This is a genomic window from Enterobacter vonholyi, assembly GCF_008364555.1.
In the GTDB taxonomy this organism is placed as follows: Bacteria; Pseudomonadota; Gammaproteobacteria; order Enterobacterales; family Enterobacteriaceae; genus Enterobacter; species Enterobacter vonholyi.
Genome location: NZ_VTUC01000002.1, coordinates 229,657 through 249,098 on the forward strand (window position 1 = coordinate 229,657; position 19,442 = coordinate 249,098).

General features: G+C 55.2%; 16 protein-coding genes. 6 read left to right on the plus strand and 10 right to left on the minus strand.

Translation table 11 applies throughout. The annotated features are described in order from the left end of the window. Window positions 1-4: 4 nt before the first annotated feature. The 3 genes from ldtD to F0319_RS03305 all read left to right on the plus strand — a co-directional run bounded on the left by ldtD (window position 5) and on the right by F0319_RS03305 (window position 3,222). On the plus strand, window positions 5-1,828 hold the full coding sequence (ldtD, locus tag F0319_RS03295; RefSeq protein ID WP_149366275.1) for a L,D-transpeptidase: 1,824 nt from the start codon (window positions 5-7) through the stop codon (window positions 1,826-1,828). Between the two features lie 174 nt (window positions 1,829-2,002). After that, the gene (gene mepK, locus F0319_RS03300) at window positions 2,003-2,554 is read left to right on the plus strand and encodes a peptidoglycan L,D-endopeptidase MepK (RefSeq protein ID WP_032639289.1); all 552 of its coding nucleotides are present in this window, start codon (window positions 2,003-2,005) and stop codon (window positions 2,552-2,554) included. Between the two features lie 20 nt (window positions 2,555-2,574). Continuing rightward, on the plus strand, window positions 2,575-3,222 hold the full coding sequence (locus F0319_RS03305; RefSeq protein ID WP_008499950.1) for an MBL fold metallo-hydrolase: 648 nt from the start codon (window positions 2,575-2,577) through the stop codon (window positions 3,220-3,222). 48 nt (window positions 3,223-3,270) lie between these two features. Here the strand turns inward: F0319_RS03305 and aspC are convergent, their stop codons facing one another. The 4 genes from aspC to pncB all read right to left on the minus strand — a co-directional run bounded on the left by aspC (window position 3,271) and on the right by pncB (window position 9,124). Further along, window positions 3,271-4,461: an aspartate transaminase gene (gene aspC, locus F0319_RS03310; protein ID WP_033145106.1), complete on the minus strand. Its 1,191-nt coding sequence runs from the start codon at window positions 4,459-4,461 to the stop codon at window positions 3,271-3,273. Window positions 4,462-4,645: 184 nt separating this feature from the next. Continuing rightward, window positions 4,646-5,749, minus strand: a complete 1,104-nt coding sequence (locus F0319_RS03315; protein ID WP_047651295.1) for a porin — start codon at window positions 5,747-5,749, stop codon at window positions 4,646-4,648. A gap of 606 nt (window positions 5,750-6,355) precedes the next feature. Beyond that, complete coding sequence (asnS, locus tag F0319_RS03320) at window positions 6,356-7,756, minus strand: asparagine--tRNA ligase (RefSeq protein ID WP_111964555.1); 1,401 nt, start codon at window positions 7,754-7,756, stop codon at window positions 6,356-6,358. Window positions 7,757-7,921: 165 nt separating this feature from the next. Continuing rightward, on the minus strand, window positions 7,922-9,124 hold the full coding sequence (pncB, locus tag F0319_RS03325) for a nicotinate phosphoribosyltransferase (RefSeq protein ID WP_149366276.1): 1,203 nt from the start codon (window positions 9,122-9,124) through the stop codon (window positions 7,922-7,924). A gap of 254 nt (window positions 9,125-9,378) precedes the next feature. On the opposite strand from pncB, the gene pepN reads away from it, so the two are divergent. Continuing rightward, a complete protein-coding gene (gene pepN / locus F0319_RS03330; RefSeq protein ID WP_149366277.1) occupies window positions 9,379-11,991 on the plus strand; it encodes an aminopeptidase N in 2,613 nt (870 codons plus the stop codon). A 50-nt stretch (window positions 11,992-12,041) separates the two neighbouring features. Here the strand turns inward: pepN and ssuB are convergent, their stop codons facing one another. Genes ssuB through ssuE form a run of 5 tightly spaced genes read right to left on the minus strand, consistent with a single transcriptional unit; the run spans window position 12,042 to window position 16,282 of the window. Next, window positions 12,042-12,812 (minus strand): aliphatic sulfonates ABC transporter ATP-binding protein, encoded by a 771-nt coding sequence (gene ssuB, locus F0319_RS03335; protein ID WP_149366278.1) that lies wholly within the window; start codon window positions 12,810-12,812, stop codon window positions 12,042-12,044. Beyond that, window positions 12,809-13,600: an aliphatic sulfonate ABC transporter permease SsuC gene (ssuC, locus tag F0319_RS03340; protein ID WP_149366279.1), complete on the minus strand. Its 792-nt coding sequence runs from the start codon at window positions 13,598-13,600 to the stop codon at window positions 12,809-12,811. Before ssuC ends, ssuB begins: the two co-directional genes overlap by 4 nt. Before the next feature lie 9 nt (window positions 13,601-13,609). Next, window positions 13,610-14,755 carry an FMNH2-dependent alkanesulfonate monooxygenase gene (ssuD, locus tag F0319_RS03345; protein ID WP_008499942.1) on the minus strand — a complete coding sequence of 382 codons (1,146 nt, stop codon included), beginning with the start codon at window positions 14,753-14,755 and terminating at the stop codon, window positions 13,610-13,612. Next, window positions 14,752-15,714: a sulfonate ABC transporter substrate-binding protein gene (locus tag F0319_RS03350; RefSeq protein WP_149366280.1), complete on the minus strand. Its 963-nt coding sequence runs from the start codon at window positions 15,712-15,714 to the stop codon at window positions 14,752-14,754. The genes ssuD and F0319_RS03350 overlap by 4 nt, the downstream gene beginning before the upstream one ends. Beyond that, on the minus strand, window positions 15,707-16,282 hold the full coding sequence (gene ssuE / locus F0319_RS03355) for an NADPH-dependent FMN reductase (RefSeq protein ID WP_008499940.1): 576 nt from the start codon (window positions 16,280-16,282) through the stop codon (window positions 15,707-15,709). Before ssuE ends, F0319_RS03350 begins: the two co-directional genes overlap by 8 nt. Window positions 16,283-16,530: 248 nt before the next feature. Between ssuE and pyrD the strand changes: the two genes are divergently transcribed. Together pyrD and zapC are read left to right on the plus strand one after the other, a co-directional pair. Next, window positions 16,531-17,541, plus strand: coding sequence for a quinone-dependent dihydroorotate dehydrogenase (pyrD, locus tag F0319_RS03365; protein WP_149366281.1), 1,011 nt, complete (start codon window positions 16,531-16,533; stop codon window positions 17,539-17,541). Window positions 17,542-17,706: 165 nt separating this feature from the next. Next, complete coding sequence (gene zapC / locus F0319_RS03370) at window positions 17,707-18,249, plus strand: cell division protein ZapC (protein WP_032651189.1); 543 nt, start codon at window positions 17,707-17,709, stop codon at window positions 18,247-18,249. Here zapC and F0319_RS03375 read toward each other — a convergent pair. Then, on the minus strand, window positions 18,246-19,355 hold the full coding sequence (locus F0319_RS03375) for a YcbX family protein (protein ID WP_149366282.1): 1,110 nt from the start codon (window positions 19,353-19,355) through the stop codon (window positions 18,246-18,248). The two genes, zapC and F0319_RS03375, sit on opposite strands and share 4 nt — an antisense overlap. Between the last annotated feature and the right edge of the window lie 87 nt (window positions 19,356-19,442).

The following is a 19,442-nucleotide window of genomic DNA, read 5'->3' on the forward strand; positions in this document are numbered from 1 at the left end:
AGGGATGTTGCTTAAGAAAGAATGTGGTCGTCAGCTGTCGGCGCTGAGTTTATGCCTGGCAGTGATGTTTGCTCCGCTGTTAACCGCCCAGGCCGACGAGCCTGAAATTGTGCCGACTGACAGCTCGGCAACGACAGGCGCGCAGCCAACGTCGTTGTCCCAGCCTCTGGACCAGTCTCCGGCAACGGCTATCATGGCCGGTATTAAGCCGCTGCCGGAAGGCATCGACGCAGAATCGCTCAGCCAGCAGCTGCAGTCGGGGCTGCCGTCCGGGTACGCGCCTGTCTATCTCAATCCGCTCACGCTCCTTTATGCTGCCCGCGATATGAAACCGATGTGGGAAAACCGCGATGCCGTTCGCGCCTTCCAGCAGCAGCTGGCGGAGGTTGCGATTGCAGGGTTTCAGCCGCAGTTTACAAAATGGGTTGAGCTGTTAACCGATCCTGCCGTCACCGGGCAGGCGCGAGACGTGGTGCTTTCCGATGCCATGATGGGCTACCTGCAGTTCGTGGCGGGTATTTCGGTCAACGGCAACCGTTGGCTTTACAGCGATAAGCCGTACAAGCTGGCGACGCCGGCGCTGTCGGTGATTAACCAATGGCAGTTAGCGCTGGATAACGGCGAACTGCCGCGCTTTATCGCCAGCCTCGCACCGGCGCACCCACAATATGCCACTCTGCACCAGTCGCTCCTCGCGCTGGTGGGTGACTCGCGCCCATGGCCTCAGATGCGCGGCACCGCGACGCTGCGTCCGGGGCAGTGGAGCAGCGATGTGCCTGCCCTGCGCGAGATCCTGACTCGTTCCGGTCTTCTTGATGGCGGGCCACATATTGCGTTGCCAGGCGACGATCCGCAAAATGCGGCGGTCAGCCCGTCAGCTCCCGTGAAAGAGAAAAAAACGATTGCCGTCAGCAATAAACCCGCAGCATACGATCGCGAGCTGGTTGCGGCAGTGAAGCAATTCCAGACCGCACAGGGGCTGGGGGCCGATGGCGTCATTGGCCAGACGACGCGAGACTGGCTGAACGTATCGCCTGCGCAGCGGGCAGGTGTGCTGGCGCTCAATATCCAGCGTTTGCGCCTGCTGCCTGGAACACTCTCTACCGGAATTATGGTTAACATTCCGGCTTATTCCCTGGTCTATTATCAGGACGGTAGCGAAAAACTGGCGTCGCGCGTGATTGTCGGGCGTCCGGATCGTAAAACACCGATGATGAGCAGCGCGCTGAATAACGTGGTGGTTAACCCACCGTGGAACGTGCCGCCGACGCTGGCGAGAAAAGACATTCTGCCGAAGGTCTGGAACGATCCGGGGTATCTGGAACGTCATGGCTATACGGTGATGCGCGGATGGAACAGTAAAGAGGCCATCGATCCTTATATGGTCGACTGGTCGACAATTACGGCTTCTAATCTGCCGTTCCGTTTCCAGCAGGCACCCGGGGCGCATAACTCTTTAGGGCGCTACAAATTCAATATGCCGAGTTCAGACGCTATCTATCTGCACGATACGCCGAACCACAATCTGTTCCAGAAAGATACTCGCGCGCTGAGTTCTGGCTGCGTACGCGTGAACAAAGCCTCGGAGCTGGCCAATATGCTATTGCAGGATGCGGGCTGGAACGATACGCGCATTTCCGATGCCCTGAAGCAGGGGGATACGCGTTACGTTAATATTCGACACAACATTCCGGTCAATCTTTACTATCTGACGGCGTTTGTTGGCGAAGACGGGCGTACTCAGTACCGTACAGATATTTACAATTATGATCTCACCGCGCGATCCGGCGCACAAATTTTGCCAAAAGCGGAACAATTAATCAGGTAAATGAAGCAGTTCGGGAAAAATGATTGTCGTAAGTTAGGGTGAATAAGGGGCAATATCGCTGCAAGCCGCGTATTCACTGGGGTTGGGCGCCTTGACGTACCCGGTTTTGCCAGTTAAGGTGCCCTTCGTGCGCTAAGCATATTACGATTTCTTTTACCTGTAGACCTGATTATCATGGACAAATTTGACGCTAATCGCCGCAAACTGCTGGCGTTAGGTGGTGTTGCGCTTGGCGCAGCGGCCATCTTGCCGACGCCAGCATTTGCCACCCTCTCGACACCTCGTCCGCGAGTTTTAACGCTCAACAACCTGCATACCGGTGAGTCGCTAAAAGCGGAGTTTTTCGATGGCAGAGGCTATATTCAGGATGAATTAGCAAGACTTAACCATTTTTTCCGTGATTTCCGCGCGAATAAAATAAAAGCCATCGATCCAGGACTGTTTGATCAGCTTTTCCGCCTTCAGGGCCTGCTGGGCACCAGCAAGCCGGTTCAGCTCATTTCTGGCTATCGTTCGATTGATACCAATAATGAACTGCGCGCCCACAGTCGCGGGGTAGCGAAAAAAAGCTATCACACGAAGGGACAGGCAATGGATTTCCATATTGAAGGCGTTTCGTTAGCCAATATTCGCAAAGCTGCGTTATCTATGCGCGCAGGTGGTGTAGGATATTACCCCAGCAGCAACTTTGTGCATATTGATACCGGTCCGGTTCGGCACTGGTAATAACGAAACACAGGAGCAGTATGAACTATCGTATTATTCCGGTTACCGCGTTCTCCCAGAATTGTTCTCTCATCTGGTGCGAACAGACTAAACTGGCCGCGCTTGTCGATCCCGGCGGTGACGCTGAGAAGATCAAGCAGGAAGTCGCCGACAGCGGCGTGACGCTCATGCAGATTTTACTGACGCATGGTCACCTCGACCATGTGGGTGCAGCGGCTGAACTGGCTGAACACTACGGCGTGCCGATAGTTGGTCCGGAAAAAGAAGATGAGTTCTGGCTGCAGGGGTTACCCGCCCAAAGCCGCATGTTTGGCCTGGATGAGTGTCAGCCTTTGACGCCCGATCGCTGGCTGAACGAAGGAGAGCGCGTTAGCATAGGGAATGTGACTTTACAGGTGTTGCATTGTCCTGGGCATACGCCAGGCCATATCGTCTTCTTTGATGACCAGTCCCGTCTGCTGATTTCCGGCGATGTGATTTTCAAAGGTGGCGTAGGACGCAGCGATTTTCCGCGCGGCGACCACGGTCAACTGATTCAGTCGATTAAACAGAAGTTATTGCCGCTGGGTGATGATGTAACGTTTATCCCTGGACACGGTCCGATGTCGACGCTGGGCTATGAACGGCTCCATAACCCGTTCCTTCAGGATGAAATGCCTGTCTGGTAACCCGAATAAAAAAAGCCTGCATAACGCAGGCTTTTTTATGGGCGCAAATTACAGTACGGCGACAATCGCTTCGCACAGTGGCGCCATGTTGTCAGGCGTCATGCCTGCAACGTTCACGCGGCCAGAGGCCACGGCGTACACGCCAAACTCTTCACGCAGACGCAGAACCTGCTCTTTGGTCAGACCGCTGAACGAGAACATACCATTCTGTTTGATGATAAAGCTGAAGTCGCGATCCGCGCCTTTCTCAGCCAGGGTGTTCACAAACAGCAGGCGCATGCGCTGAATACGCTGACGCATATCGTTCAGCTCTTGTTCCCAGATAGCGCGCAGCGCATCGTTGCTCAGGATAGTCGCAACAACAGACGCACCGTGTGCCGGTGGGTTAGAGTAGTTAGCGCGGATAACCGATTTCATCTGGCTGAACGCACGATCGACGGTCTCTTCGTTAGCGGCAACCAGCGTACAGGCACCCACGCGCTCATTGTACAGACCGAAGTTCTTTGAATATGAGCTTGCGACAATCAGCTCCTGGTGCACGGCTGCGAACGCGCGCAGGCCTTCGGCATCTTCTTCCAGACCACGGGCGAAGCCCTGGTAGGCAAAATCAAACAGCGGCAGCCAGCCTTTCTCTACGGACAGCTTCGCCAGGTGTTGCCACTGCTCAAGCGTCGGGTCGATACCGGTTGGGTTGTGGCAGCAGCCGTGGAACAGCACCACGTCACCTGCCTGCGCCTCGCTCAGGCTCGCCAGCAGGCCGTCAAAGTCGAGAGAGTGGTTTGCCGCGTCGTAGTAGGCGTATTCACGCACTTCCAGACCCGCAGAGTTAAACACGCTCTTGTGGTTCGGCCAGCTTGGGTTGCTTACCCATACGCGCTTAACAGAGGTGTTTTTCGCAAGGAAATCCGCCGCCACGCGCAGCGCACCGGTACCGCCTGGGGTCTGTGCTGTGCGGGCACGTTTGTCACTCACAATTGCACTGCCTTTACCGAACAGCAGCTCCTGGGTGCAGCGACCAAATTCAGGGATACCATCAATACCGAGGTAGTTTTTGGTGGTTTCGTTTTCCAGCAGATACTGCTCAGCTTTCTTAACGCTGGTCAGTACCGGAGTTTTGCCGGTTTCATCTTTATATACACCAATACCCAGGTTGATTTTGCCAGGGCGGTCGTCGGCACGAAACAGATCGGCCAGGCCCAGAATCGGGTCGGCAGGAGCGGCGGTAATGTTCTCAAACATGACGAAGTTCCATTGTGATTACAGAAGTGAAATCCGCTATCAGGTTAACGGTAGATTTACAAAATGCCAACCGTTTGCGACGAAAAGCGTGCGGCTTTTCAAAAGTCGCCATTATTTTCTGTCAGGCATAAAAAAACAGGGCCGAAGCCCTGTTCATTAAGCATATAACAAAGTGGTGTTCTGATTAGAACTGGTAGGTTACGCCAACGGTAGCCTGGTTGTCAGAGCCAACCCAGCTGGTGGACGCATCTTTGTCGTCCAGCAGGTTGAAGCGGTAGTCACCGTACACGTTGAAGTTCTTGTTGAAGTAGTAAGTCGCACCAGTGGTGATGTATTTCGCCAGGTCACGGTCGCCGATGCCGTTCAGGTCTTTACCTTTGGACTGAACGTAAGAAACGGAAGGACGCAGGCCGAAGTCGAACTGGTACTGAGCGATAACTTCGAAGTTCTGAGTCTTGTTAGCAATGTTATAAACATTACCATCATCATTCGGAACATAGTTTTCGCCGCTGTTACCCAGGCGGCTCATGTTGCGAGTCTCTGCATAAACGGTCGCGAGGTAGATGTTGTTTGCGTCGTATTTCGCGCCAACAGCCCAGGATTCAGCTTTATCGCCTTTACCATCTTTTTTCTGCTCAAGCGTACGGTTAGCGGTGCTGTAGGCACCGATCAGACCGAAGCCTTCACCGAACTCGTAACCCAGTGACAGACCAACGCCGTCGCCGTTTGCTTCATTCAGGTTTTTACGATCGTTTTTACCCTGGTATTGAACGCCAAAGTTCAGACCATCAACCAGACCGAAGAAGTTGTTGTTACGGTAGGTCAGCAGGCCAGTAGAACGGCTGGTCATGTAGTTATCAACATAACCGCCACCCCAGGTTTCGCCAGAGAAGGATGGAGCCATATCGGTGTAGGATTCTACGTCATACACGATACCGTAGTTACGACCGTAGTCCAGAGAACCCGCGTCAGCGATTTTCAGGCCAGCGAAAGCCAGACGGGTTACGTTAGTCTGGTCACCTTCAGCTGCACCGGCGCGAGCACGGTATTCCCACTGGCCGTAACCGGTCAGTTGATCATTGATCTGAGTTTCGCCTTTGAAGCCGATCTGGCCATAAGAGGAGTCAGCGTTTTTGTGTACGCCAGAAGTGGTGAAGCCGTGTTCACCCACAACTTTACCGTAGAAGTCCAGCTTGTTGCCGTTTTTGTTATAGATTTCTGCAGCGTTAGCTGCACCGGCTACCAGCAGGGCAGGGATTACCACTGCCAGAATATTGCGCTTCATCATTATTTATTACCCTCATTGGTTTTTTTATGACACTCGCCACTGCCGTCAATAAATTCTGTCAATAAATATTTCCGGAACTATTGATGAGAGTTAGGTGTCTTTATGTATCTGACAGGCATCTTTCCATTCGCCGAAGCGTTTCGCTAGCCTGAAAGTGCTACAATTCTCAAGATTGAGTAACAGAAAGAAAATATGTGTAACTAAATATGTATTTTTGGGAACTTTGTGAACCACCTCAAACTTCAGAGTGCCCTGGCGAATTAAACAACAGAGCATATCCTATATATATGAATTCCTTATGATTAATTTGGATAAAGGCAATTCATATAAACAGACGCTAAACGACCCGGTTTTTCTTATGACTACTGAAAGCCTTCTGGATGGCTGTAAAAATGGTTGAAATTTGTGCTATTGCCCGATGGTGAAATAATCGCAATAAGACTAGGGTTTATTTTTTGTGGCTGGATGTTTCGCGGAAACAAAACGTAACAGGTAGTGGTTGTGACGGGGCGAAGGTTTAAAGACGCTGACTTTAAGCTGACGAAAACTGACAATACAGAATAAAATAATGGCCAGCAGATGCTGGCCATTTTAGTCTTTTAGCGATTAGAAGCTGGCGTTACGTGGAGTACGTGGGAACGGAATCACGTCGCGTACGTTCTGAACACCGGTAACGTAGGCAATCAGACGCTCGAAGCCCAGACCAAAACCGGCGTGCGGTACGGTACCGTAACGGCGCAGATCGCGGTACCAGCTGTAGTCAGCTGGGTTGAGCCCCATCTCTTCCATACGCGCGTCCAGCACATCAAGACGCTCTTCACGCTGAGAGCCACCGATGATTTCACCAATGCCCGGTGCCAGAACGTCCATCGCTGCAACGGTTTTACCGTCTTCGTTAAGGCGCATATAGAAGGCCTTAATGTCTTTCGGGTAGTTTTTAACGACAACCGGCGCTTTGAAATGCTTCTCGGCCAGATAGCGCTCGTGCTCAGACGCCAGGTCAACGCCCCAGTAAACCGGGTTCTCGAACTTCTCACCGCATTTCTCGAGGATCGCCACCGCGTCGGTGTAGTCCACCTGCGCAAAGTCGGCAGACACAAAACGCTCCAGACGCGCTACTGCATCGCTGTCTACGCGTTCTGCAAAGAATTTCATGTCGTCAGGACGCTCTTCCAGCACCGCTTTGAAGACGTACTTGAGCATCGCTTCCGCCAGGCCCGCAACATCGTCCAGGTCGGCGAACGCCACTTCCGGCTCCAGCATCCAGAATTCCGCCAGGTGACGGCTGGTGTTGGAATTTTCTGCACGGAAGGTAGGGCCGAAGGTGTAGATCTTAGACAGCGCACAGGCGTACGTTTCGCCGTTGAGCTGACCGGAAACGGTCAGGAAGGCCTCTTTACCAAAGAAGTCTTTGTCATAGTCCACTTTACCTTCCGGCGTGCGCGGCAGGTTTTCGAGATCCAGCGTTGAGACACGGAACATCTCACCGGCACCTTCCGTATCGGACGCGGTAATCAGCGGGGTCGACACCCAGAAGTAACCCTGTTCATCGAAGAAACGATGCAGCGCCTGCGCCAGCGTATGACGCACGCGCGCCACCGCACCAATCAGATTGGTACGCGGACGCAGGTGGGCCACTTCACGCAGATATTCGATGCTGTGACGTTTAGCCGCCATCGGATAGGTGTCCGGATCTTCAACCCAGCCGGTGACTTCAATGGCAGAAGCCTGAATTTCGAAGCTCTGGCCCTGGCCCGGTGATGCTACAACCACGCCGGTGACAATAACGGAACAACCCGTTGTCAGGTGCAGAACGTCATCATTGTAATTGGGCAGAGAATTATTAATGACGGCCTGTACAGGATCAAAGCAGGAACCGTCATAGACGGCGAGGAAGGAGATGCCAGCTTTAGAATCTCGGCGGGTACGCACCCATCCGCGCACGGTGACTTCCTGGTCAACGGCGACACGGCCCTGGAGTACGTCGGCTACAGGCACAACGCTCATAATATTCTCTCTGTTAATAGTCGGAAAAAATAAACACTTGTCCACCCTTATGGGGGGATATCTATGTTACCTGCCATCCGCTATCAGACAAGTAAATTTCGCAGTCAAAAGAGAAGAATTGAGAAATAAATAAGGGAAGGGAGCCATAAAGGCTCCCGTAAGCGCTTAACTGGCTTTTTTAATCAAGGGGAGATCGAACGCTTTGCGCAATGCGCGGACAAACGCTTTGTCATGGCAGATGGTTTTACCCGGGCTGTCGGAGAGTTTCGCCACAGGCTTGCCATTACATTCCACCAGCTTTATCACGATATTCAGAGGTTTTACCTGAGGAATGTCGCAGGTCAACCGGGTACCAATCCCGAAACTCAGGTTCACTCTGGTGTTGAAATGACGATAGAGTTCGACCGCTTTCGCCAGGTCGAGATTATCCGAGAAGACGAGCACTTTGCTCATCGGGTCAATGCCAAGTTTCTCGTAATGGGCAATCGCCTTCTCGCCCCACTCGATCGGATCCCCTGAATCGTGGCGTAACCCCTGATATCGCTCTGCAAATTCAGGTCCAAAGTCGCGAAGGAAGGCATCCATCGTAATGCAGTCGGTGAGGGCGATCCCGAGTTGATTCGGGTACTCCTCAAGCCATGCGGCCAGCGCCGCTCGCTGGCTGTTGGCCAGGTCAGGGCTGATCTGCTGATGCGCCTGGAACCACTCGTGCGCCTGGGTGCCCATCGGCGTCAGGTTGAGGCGACGGGCCAGATCGTAGTTACTGGTACCCACGAACCACGGCTCCTGCTGCAGACGTTTAACGATGGCCTCCTGTACGTCGCGCGAAAAACGGCGCCGCGTACCAAAGTCCATCAGGCGGAAGCGGGACATGTCCAGCCCTGCGGTCAGCGTGGAGAAGCCAGCGAGTTTGTTTTCCAGCGCGGCGACCGCCTGCTCGACGCCTTTTTCCGGCGAACGGTAGCGGTGAGCCAGTTCACTGATCACCGCCAGAAGCGGCACTTCCCACATGATCACTTCGCGCCACGGGCCTTCAAGGCGAATATCCAGCTTGCCGTTATCGTTAAGCACGGTGACCTGCTCCGGCTTATAGCGGAAATCGCGCAGCCAGTTCAGATAGTCGGCTTTGAAGAAAGGCAGGCCAGAAAGCCACTGATATTCCTCGTCCTGCAGCGTCAGATGCTGCATAGCATCGACCTGTTCACGAATGGCGTCAGCATAGATACCGAGCAAGTCGTCGCCACGACAGCGGAATTCCGCCGCGACGTGAACGTCATAGTAGTGGTGGAAAACGGCTTGCTGCATATGCAGTTTATACGCGTCGGTATCCAGCAACGTATGCAGAACTGGAGAAGCGAATTGAGTCATAGGTGCGCAGTAGCATCCTCTCACAGGAGCGTTTAGTACAATAAACAACTCCGGAGTATACCTTGTTTAGTGATTTATTGAACCCCGATCACAACATAAGCGCGTTTTATGGTCGAGGGCATTTTGTGCCCCGTGTTATACAAATGTAGCAAAAAAGGGTGTTGACCCTGAAAAGATGAACATTCTGCATAGCGCGATTTGCGCAACAGGAATATATTGAAACGTTACTCGACAAACGATGCATAAGGTTTTCTATGACACAACAGCCACAAGCCAAATACCGCCACGACTACCGTGCGCCGGATTATCTGATTAGCGAAATCGATCTGACTTTTGACCTGGATGCCACTAAAACCGTTGTTACGGCGGTGAGTCAGGTGACGCGCCACAGCGCAACCGCCGTTCCGCTGCGTCTGGATGGCGAAGACCTGACGCTGGTCTCCCTGCATATCAATGATGAAGCCTGGTCGGACTATAAAGAAGAAAACAACCAGCTGGTCATCGACAACCTGCCGGAACAGTTTACGCTGCGCATCGTGAATGAAATCAGCCCGGCCGCCAATACCGCGCTGGAAGGGCTTTACCAGTCTGGCGTGGCGCTGTGTACCCAGTGTGAAGCGGAAGGGTTCCGCCACATTACCTGGTATCTCGACCGTCCGGACGTCCTGGCGCGCTTCACCACCAAAATAATCGCCGATAAAACCCTGTATCCCTTCCTGCTCTCCAACGGCAACCGCGTAGGTGAAGGCGAGCTGGAGAATGGCCGTCACTGGGTTCAGTGGCAGGATCCGTTCCCGAAACCGTGCTACCTGTTTGCGCTGGTGGCGGGGGACTTCGACGTGCTGCGTGACACCTTCAAAACGCGCTCAGGACGCGAGGTGGCGCTGGAGCTGTTCGTAGACCGCGGTAACCTTGACCGCGCGCCGTGGGCGATGACCTCGCTCATCAACTCCATGAAGTGGGACGAAGAGCGCTTCGGCCTCGAATATGACCTCGACATCTATATGATCGTCGCCGTCGATTTCTTCAACATGGGCGCAATGGAGAACAAAGGGCTGAACGTCTTTAACTCCAAATACGTGCTGGCGCGCACCGATACCGCCACCGATAAAGATTATCTCGACATCGAACGCGTCATCGGCCACGAATATTTCCACAACTGGACCGGTAACCGCGTCACCTGCCGCGACTGGTTCCAGCTGAGCCTGAAAGAAGGCCTGACCGTCTTCCGTGACCAGGAGTTCAGCTCCGATCTGGGGTCACGCGCGGTGAACCGCATCAACAACGTGCGAACCATGCGCGGCCTGCAGTTTGCAGAAGATGCCAGCCCAATGGCGCATCCGATCCGCCCGGATAAAGTCATTGAGATGAACAACTTCTACACCCTGACGGTGTACGAAAAAGGCGCAGAAATTATCCGTATGATCCACACCCTGCTGGGGGAAGAGAACTTCCAGAAAGGGATGCAGCTCTACTTCGAGCGTCATGACGGCAGCGCGACCACCTGCGACGATTTTGTGCAGGCAATGGAAGATGCTTCTAATGTCGATCTTTCCCACTTCCGCCGCTGGTACAGCCAGGCCGGTACGCCAATTGTTACCGTCAAAGACGACTACAATCCGGAAACCGAGCAGTACACGCTGACCATCAGTCAGCGCACGCCGCCGACGGCAGAGCAGGAAGAGAAATATCCGCTGCATATTCCGTTCAGCATTGAGCTGTACGATAACGAAGGCAAAGTCATCCCACTGCAGAAGGGCGGCCACCCGGTACACCACGTATTGAACGTGACCCAGGCCGAGCAGACCTTTATCTTTGATAACGTCTACTTCCAGCCGGTGCCTGCTCTGCTGTGCGAATTCTCCGCGCCGGTGAAGCTGGAGTACAAGTGGAGCGATCAGCAGCTGACGTTCCTGATGCGTCACGCGCGCAACGATTTCTCCCGCTGGGATGCGGCGCAAAGCCTGCTGGCGACCTACATCAAGATCAACGTAAACCGTCACCAGCAGGGCCAGCCGCTGTCGCTGCCTGTGCACGTGGCTGACGCGTTCCGCGCGATCCTGCTGGATGAGAAGATTGACCCGGCGCTCGCCGCTGAAATTCTGACCCTGCCGTCAGCAACGGAAATCGCCGAGTTGTTCGAGATTATCGATCCGATCGCGATCGTGGCGGTGCGTGAAGCGCTGACCCGTACGCTGGCTGCTGAACTGGCGGACGAGTTCCTCGCCATTTATAACGCCAACAAGCTTGACGCTTATCGCGTTGAGCACGCGGACATTGGTAAACGTTCTCTGCGTAATACCTGTCTGCGCTACCTGGCGTTTGGTGAAACCGAGCTGGCGAACACCCTTGTGAGCAAGCAGTATCATGAAGCGGATAACATGACCGACGCGCTGGCAGCGCTGGGTGCAAGCGTTGCCGCTGAGCTGCCGTGCCGCGACGCGCTGATGCAGGAGTACGACGACAAGTGGCATCAGGATGGCCTGGTGATGGACAAGTGGTTCATCCTGCAGGCGACCAGCCCGGCGGCCGATGCGCTCAGCAACGTGCGCAGCCTGCTGAAGCATCGTTCCTTTACACTGAGCAACCCAAACCGCGTGCGTTCGCTGATTGGCGCGTTTGCAAGCAGCAACCCGGCCGCGTTCCACGCCGAAGACGGCAGCGGTTATCAGTTCATGGTGGAAATGCTGACCGAGCTGAACAGCCGTAACCCGCAGGTGGCGTCGCGCCTGATTGAGCCGCTGATCCGTCTGAAACGCTACGATGCGAAGCGTCAGGCGAAAATGCGTGCCGCGCTTGAGCAGCTGAAAGGGCTGGAAAACCTGTCTGGCGATCTGTACGAGAAGATTGCTAAAGCCTTAGCGTAATAAAAGTTAACCCGGCCCTCTCCCTGTGGGAGAGGGCCGGGGTGAGGGCATCAGGCATTAGCCTTAGCTTGCTGTAACTCCGTACCTCCACGCTTCATCACCCGATCCAGCACTTCCGCTTCCAGCTCCGCCAGTCTTGCCGAGCCCACGCGACGAGGCCGCGGAAGATCTACCGTCAGATCCAGACCTATTTTGCCATCTTCTATTAAAAGCACCCGGTCGGCCATTGCGACGGCTTCGCTCACGTCATGCGTCACCAGCAGTACCGTAAAGCCGTGTGCCTGCCAGAGAGATCCAATCAAATCCTGCATTTCGATTCGCGTCAGGGCGTCGAGCGCGCCCAGCGGTTCATCAAGCAACAGCAGGCCCGGACGGTGAATTAACGCGCGCGCCAGCGCCACGCGCTGCTTCTGCCCACCCGAAAGGGCTGCAGGCCATTCATCGGCTCGATTTTCCAGCCCAACGGCGGCCAGCGCCTGGCGGGCTTCATCCCTCCAGTTGCCCTTAAGACCGAGCCCGACATTGTCGATAACCGTTTTCCACGGCAGCAGGCGCGCGTCCTGGAACATCATGCGGGTATCGTACTGGATATTCGAAAGCGGCGTTGTCCCTGCCAGAATGTCGCCGCCGTTGGGGGCTTCCAGTCCGGCCAGAAGCCGTAGCAGGGTACTCTTTCCACCGCCGCTGCGCCCGACAACGGCCACAAATTGTCCGGCGGGAATATGCAGATCCAGCCCGTTAAGAATGGTGTTTTCACCGTAGCGTTTGGTGACGCCGTTCAGCAGTAGCGGTGTCCCCTGATTCAGTCGTGCAGTATTCATGCTTTCGCCTCCTGAAGGGTATAGGCCGGGTTCCAGCGCAGCCAGATGCGCTCCAGCCACTGGGCGCTGACGTCGGCGAGTTTGCCGAGCAGGGCGTAAAGGATAATCGCAACCACCACCACGTCCGTTTGCAGGAATTCGCGGGCGTTCATCGCCAGGTAGCCAATCCCGGAGTTGGCCGAGATGGTTTCCGCCACAATCAGCGTTAGCCACATCAGGCCGAGCGCGAAACGCACCCCGACCATAATGGAGGGCAGGGCGCCCGGCAGGATCACGTGAATAAACAGGGAAAAACCGGACAAGCCGTAGCTGCGCGCCACCTCGACCAGACCGCGATCGATATTGCGGATGCCGTGCCAGGTGTTGATGTAAATGGGGAAAAGCGTGCCCAGCGCCACGAGGAAAATCTTGGCGCTCTCATCAATCCCAAACCACAAAATGACCAGCGGGATCAGCGCCAGATGCGGCACGTTGCGCAGCATCTGGATGGAGGTGTCCAGCAGCCGCTCGCCCCAGCGTGAAAGACCGCTGATCAGGCCCAGAACCAGACCAATGCTGCCGCCGATGGAAAACCCGATCGCCGCGCGCCAGGAGCTGATCGCCAGATGCTGCCACAGCTCTCCGCTGACGCTCAGCGACCAGAACGCTTCTACAACGCCCTCCGGAGAGGGCAGAATGCGGCTCGACAGCCAGCCGGTGGACGATGCGAGCTGCCAGAGCGCCACAATGCCGACGGGTAAAAACCACGGCGCGGCGCGCAGCAGCCATTTTTGTGAGGTGGCAGACATGGTCCCTCCTTAGCTCTGTGCGGCTTTGCGTGGAATAAATTCGTTTGCCACGGCTTCGCCCTGCAGCTGGAGCTGCTGCGGCTGCGGAACCTCCGGAATGGCGACATCAAGATGCGGGAACAACAGCTCGCCGACCTTGTACGCCTCTTCCAGGTGCGGATAACCGGAGAGAATAAAGCTGTCGATACCCAGTTCGGCGTATTCATTGATGCGCGCGGCCACGGTCGGGCCGTCGCCGACCAGCGCCGTCCCCGCACCGCCGCGCACCAGACCGACGCCCGCCCACAGGTTCGGGCTGATCTCCAGATTCTCGCGCTTGCCGTTGTGCAGGGAGGCCATCCGGTGCTGCCCGACAGAGTCGGTTTTGGCAAACGCGGCCTGCGCCTTTGCGATGGTCTCGTCGTCCAGATGGGAAATCAGGCGGTCAGCGGCCTGCCAGGCTTCTTCATTGGTTTCGCGCACAATCACGTGCAGGCGAATACCGAAGCGCACCTTGCGGCCATGGGCGGCCGCTTTCGCGCGAACCTGAGCGATTTTTTCTTTCACCAGCTCAGGCGGTTCGCCCCAGGTCAGATAGAGGTCGACCTGCTCCGCCGCCAGATCCTGGGCTACATCCGACGACCCGCCAAAATAGAGCGGCGGGCGCGGCTGCTGCACCGGAGGGAAGTAGAGCTTCGCGTCGCGAACGTGAATATGCTTGCCTTCAAAGGTGACGGTTTCCCCTTCCAGCAGGCGTCGCCAGACGCGGGTGAACTCGGCGGAGGCTTCATAGCGTTCGGTATGGTCGAGGAACACGCCGTCACCCGCCAGCTCCTGTGGATCGCTGCCCGTTACCAGGTTAAACAGGGCGCGGCCGTTGGACAGCCTGTCCAGCGTGGCCGCCTGACGTGCCGCCACGGTAGGGGAGACGACGCTCGGGCGTAACGCGACAAGGAACTTCAGACGCTGGGTGACCGGGATCATCGACGCGGCGACCAGCCAGGCATCTTCACATGATCGTCCGGTCGGGATCAGCACGCCGGTGAAGCCGATTCGGTCCGCCGCCTGCGCAATCTGCTGCAGGTAGCCGTGGTCAACCGGGCGCGAGCCCTCTTCTGTACCAAGATAGTGTCCATCACCGTGGGTGGGTAAAAACCAGAAAAGATTCAGACTCATGATTTAGCTCCTTCTTTGCCTGCGGGCTGCCAGATGCGTTCGCGAATAGTGACCTGTTTTGGCACCAGGTGGTTTTGATAGAAAAGGTCAGCCGTTTGTTGCTGAAGCGCGGCGACGTGTGCGTCCACCGGGGTAATGGTGGTCGGCGGACGGTGGTTGAGATAGCTCGCGATCACCGGCTCAGGTAAGCCCATGGTTTTCGCCAGCAGGGCAATGCTCTCCTGACGCTGGCTCTGAGTCAGGGCATCGGCCTGGGTAAAGGTATCCAGCACGCCCTGAATAAATGCGCCGTTCTTTTCCGCATAAGGGCGCGCGGCCAGATAGAACGAGCCGGTCTGCTTCAGCGTGGTACCGTCTTTCAGCACGCGAACGCCGCCCTGCAGCAATGCGGCGGAGTAGTACGGGTCCCAGATGGCCCAGGCATCAACGTTCTTCTGCTGGAACGCGGCGCGCGCGTCGGCAGGTGTCAGGTAAACGGGCTGAATGTCGGTGAACTTAAGCCCGGCCTCTTGCAGAGCGCGCAGCAAAAGGTTGTGTGAGCTGGAACCTTTCTGGAAAGCGACCTTATGGCCTTTAAGATCGGCGACGCTTTTAATGTCGCTGTTTTCAGGCACCAGAATGACTTCGGCCTTAGGCTTGGGCGGCTCAACGCCAACGTAGACGAGGTCCGCTCCTGCGGCCTGGGCGAATATAGGTGGGATATCGCCCGTGCTGCCGAGATCGATACTGCCCACGTTCAGGGCCTCCAGCATCTGCGGGCCGGCCGGGAACTCCACCCAGGAGAATTTGGTGTCCGGGAAGCGTTTTTCCAGGAGCTGGTGGCTTTTTGCCAGCACCATGCTGACGCTGCCTTTCTGATACCCGATGCGTAAACTTTCCGGAGCCGTTTCTGCGGCATGGGCCAGCGAGGTAAGGGCCATCAGACCTGCCAGACCGATACGGGTGAACGTTTTAAACATGTGCGACTCCTTGAGGCTGACCAAACGCCGGGGCCTGGATATCTCTGCGGTGAAGGGCATGCCAGAACGTCTCCAGGGCGTTATCGAGGCGGGTTTGCAGGTTGGGCGTAAAGTGTGGTTTGTGTTGATAGTCAATGACCTGTGAGTCATCGGCGAAAACCCCATGGAGGATCTCCTGCGCTTTCAGCGCGTTCAGTACCGGCTTCAGGGCGTAATCCACGGCCAGTAAATGGGCAACCGTACCGCCCGTTGCCAGCGGCAGCACGACTTTGCCGTCCAGGGCGCGTTCCGGAAGCAGATCGAGCAGGGTTTTCAGCGCGCCGGAAAAAGAGGCTTTATAAATGGGCGTTGCCACTATTAAGCCGTCAGCGCCGTTAAGCTGCTCGATGAGGGTTTTCAGCGCGGGGCTGTCGAAACGGGCGTAGAGCAAATCTTCAGGTTCGAAGTTATGCAGGTTCCAGTGGCACACTTCCACATCCAGAGCATTCAGTTTTTCACGGGCATATTCCAGCAGGGCGCTGGAGCGCGACGGGAATCGTGGACTTCCGGCCAGGGTAATGACGCGCATACTTCCTCCTTATAACTAATTGTTTGCTTTTATCTAACATTCATAACAATTTTAAGGAGTGTGACACCGCGCGTTTATTCCACTAAATGATTTATCTGCAATTAAAATGCAAAAAAGTGCATAAGAAATGGACGGGGAGGTAAACGATTGCGTTTTACGAGGGTTTTTTGCCGCAGGTCAATTCCCTTTCGCGATGGGATCGCCCATAATCCCCTCCCGGTTTGCACACCGGGAATCCAGGAGAGTTCATGTACTACCCCTTCGTTCGTAAAGCCCTTTTCCAGCTCGACCCTGAGCGCGCTCATGAATTTACATTCCAGCAATTACGTCGTATTACCGGCACGCCTCTGGCCGCGCTGGTGCGCCAGCATGTGCCGGTAAAACCTGTGCAGTGCATGGGGCTGACCTTTAAAAATCCGCTGGGTCTGGCGGCCGGTCTGGACAAAAATGGCGAGTGCATTGATGCCCTGGGCGCGATGGGCTTTGGCTCCATTGAAATCGGTACCGTCACCCCGCGCCCGCAGCCGGGAAATGACAAGCCGCGCCTGTTCCGACTGGTGGAAGCCGAAGGGCTGATCAACCGCATGGGCTTTAATAATCTCGGTGTTGATCACCTGGTTGAGAATGTAAAAAAAGCCCATTTTGACGGGATATTAGGCATCAATATCGGCAAAAATAAAGACACGCCGGTAGAGCAGGGTAAAGATGACTATCTGATTTGTATGGAAAAAGTCTACGCCTATGCCGGTTATATTGCGGTGAATATTTCTTCACCCAATACCCCGGGGCTGCGCTCTTTACAATATGGCGAAGCGCTGGACGATCTTCTGAGTGCCATTAAAAATAAACAAAATGAGCTTCAGTCGATCCACCATAAATATGTTCCGGTCGCGGTTAAGATCGCCCCGGATCTTTCTCCCGAAGAATTGATCCAGGTTGCCGACAGTTTGGTTCGCCATAATATTGATGGTGTGATTGCAACCAATACCACCCTCGATCGTTCCCTCGTGCAGGGAATGAAAAACTGTGACGAAGCGGGTGGGTTAAGTGGCCGTCCGGTACAATTAAAAAGCACCGAAATTATTCGCGCCCTGTCTGCGGAATTAAAAGGTCGTCTGCCGATTATTGGCGTCGGCGGCATTGACTCCGTGATTGCTGCGCGCGAGAAAATGGCGGCGGGTGCGTCGCTGGTGCAGATCTATTCCGGCTTTATTTTTAAAGGACCGCCGCTGATTAAAGAAATCGTTACTCATATCTAATCTTTTCTCTTAATCAGACAACCAGGGCTTTATTTCCAGCCCTGGTTGTTTTATATTCCGTCACTGTTGCTTATTTAGTCATTATAGTCTTTTATTAATGGTGTTATAAACGAGGCGGCAAACAGGACATTTTTAGTACAGGACGTTTGGGGACGGGAGAGACACATGCGAATTAAACCTGACGATAACTGGCGCTGGTATTTTTGCGACGAGCATGACCGAATGATGCTCGACTTAGCCAATGGCATGTTGTTTCGTTCTCGTTTTGCCCGCCGAATGTTAACCCCGGATGCGTTTTCCCCGTCGGGCTTTTGCGTTGACGATGCAGCGCTTTATTTCTCCTTTGAGGAAAAATGCCGCGATCTGGTGCTCTCTAAAGAGCAGCGCGCCGAGCTGGTATTAAATGCGCTGGTGGCTATCCGTTTCCTGAAACCGCAAATGCCAAAGAGCTGGCATTTTCTGCCCCACGGCATGAACTGGACCCCGGCAACGGGCGATGCGGCGAGCGTAAATCTGAGCGATACCGCAGAAGAGGTGAGCCTGCTGGTGGTTGAGCCTGGCGAAAATGCTGCACTCTGTCTGCTGGCGCAGCCCGGCGTAACGATTGCCGGGCGGACGATGCAGCTTGGGGATGCTATTAAGGTCATGAACGACAGGCTGAAGCCCCAGCTTCGCGTGGATGCCTTCAGCCTCGAGCAGGCGGTTTAAGCTTCCAGCTGTACGGACGTTTTCGGGACGCAGCTACAGCACAGAATTGTGCCGTCATTTCCAATTGCTGATTTTTTCAACGCACTCACTTCGCCATCCACCAGCCTGATGCGGCAGCATCCGCAAATGCCTGCGCGACAGGAATACGGTACACGAATACCAGCCTGCTCCAGTTGCTCCAGTAATACCTGCTGGTTGTTGCCACGGATGACGTTGCCCTGCCAGTGAATATCTATCGCGGAGGCGACATTCGTCACAACGTCGACCATTTCTTCTTCCTGCCCTGAGCCGTACACCCTTGCAGGCCCTCGGGCAAGAATCTCTACCTCATCACCGACGCGGATAGCGCCGCTGGAGCGCGGGATGAGGTTCTGGCCGAAATCCACATCGCCGTTGTCCTGCGCGGTGCGGAATGACTGCAATGTCTTCAACGGTTCGCCGGAAGGGTGCTTCTGGCCTTTCTCCGGGCTAACCGTCGTGAAAATGCAGCGGCTGCACGGCTTCACCACGTCAAAAATGACGCTGCCAATGCGGATCACTTTCCAGGTGTCTTCATCCCAGGCGTCGGCGCCCGTCACTACCAGGTTTGGACGGAACTGTTCCATCTGAACGCTGGCTTTACAGCGGCCTTGCAAATCACGCAGTGAAGCTTCGTTAGTCAGCAGGAACGGGAAGCCATCGGCGAAGGAGAGAGGAACGGCGTCGTGGCGCTTCACGCGACGCGTCAGTTCAGGCCCAACCCAGCGCAGCTGCACGTCGCGGGAGAAGAAGCCGCTCAGCCAGCGGTTGATCTCATCCGGGGCGATGCGCGCGGTAAAATGATTGCCCCACACTTCCGTCGGCGCATCGACAGGCGCAAAATCAGCAAAGCGAATTATCGCGCTGGAACCGTCCGGCGCGGTAAGGTGCAAACCGTCATGAAGCGGGGAAGGGGTAAAGCGAACCATCTGAGGGAACTGGCGTGCGGTAATGAACGTTCCGTCAGGCTCGGTGACCATAAAAATACGATCGAAGGCAAATCCGCTCATGTCGGCAAGCGCGTGAGAGACGCCGATGCCGCGCATGGATTTCACCGGATGAATAAAAAGCCTGGATAACGTCGCCACTGCACACTCCCTCGAATGAAAATAAGCCTTCAACTTTATGACATACACGCCATATTAGCTATAATGCGCGACAATTTTCTAAGAGTA

Coding starts and splice junctions, on each gene's coding strand:
- ldtD (WP_149366275.1), top strand. CDS start 5: ATGTTGCTTAAGAAAGAATGTGGTCGTCAGCTGTCGGCGCTGAGTTTA.
- mepK (WP_032639289.1), top strand. CDS start 2,003: ATGGACAAATTTGACGCTAATCGCCGCAAACTGCTGGCGTTAGGTGGT.
- F0319_RS03305 (WP_008499950.1), top strand. CDS start 2,575: ATGAACTATCGTATTATTCCGGTTACCGCGTTCTCCCAGAATTGTTCT.
- aspC (WP_033145106.1), bottom strand. CDS start 4,461: ATGTTTGAGAACATTACCGCCGCTCCTGCCGACCCGATTCTGGGCCTG.
- F0319_RS03315 (WP_047651295.1), bottom strand. CDS start 5,749: ATGATGAAGCGCAATATTCTGGCAGTGGTAATCCCTGCCCTGCTGGTA.
- asnS (WP_111964555.1), bottom strand. CDS start 7,756: ATGAGCGTTGTGCCTGTAGCCGACGTACTCCAGGGCCGTGTCGCCGTT.
- pncB (WP_149366276.1), bottom strand. CDS start 9,124: ATGACTCAATTCGCTTCTCCAGTTCTGCATACGTTGCTGGATACCGAC.
- pepN (WP_149366277.1), top strand. CDS start 9,379: ATGACACAACAGCCACAAGCCAAATACCGCCACGACTACCGTGCGCCG.
- ssuB (WP_149366278.1), bottom strand. CDS start 12,812: ATGAATACTGCACGACTGAATCAGGGGACACCGCTACTGCTGAACGGC.
- ssuC (WP_149366279.1), bottom strand. CDS start 13,600: ATGTCTGCCACCTCACAAAAATGGCTGCTGCGCGCCGCGCCGTGGTTT.
- ssuD (WP_008499942.1), bottom strand. CDS start 14,755: ATGAGTCTGAATCTTTTCTGGTTTTTACCCACCCACGGTGATGGACAC.
- F0319_RS03350 (WP_149366280.1), bottom strand. CDS start 15,714: ATGTTTAAAACGTTCACCCGTATCGGTCTGGCAGGTCTGATGGCCCTT.
- ssuE (WP_008499940.1), bottom strand. CDS start 16,282: ATGCGCGTCATTACCCTGGCCGGAAGTCCACGATTCCCGTCGCGCTCC.
- pyrD (WP_149366281.1), top strand. CDS start 16,531: ATGTACTACCCCTTCGTTCGTAAAGCCCTTTTCCAGCTCGACCCTGAG.
- zapC (WP_032651189.1), top strand. CDS start 17,707: ATGCGAATTAAACCTGACGATAACTGGCGCTGGTATTTTTGCGACGAG.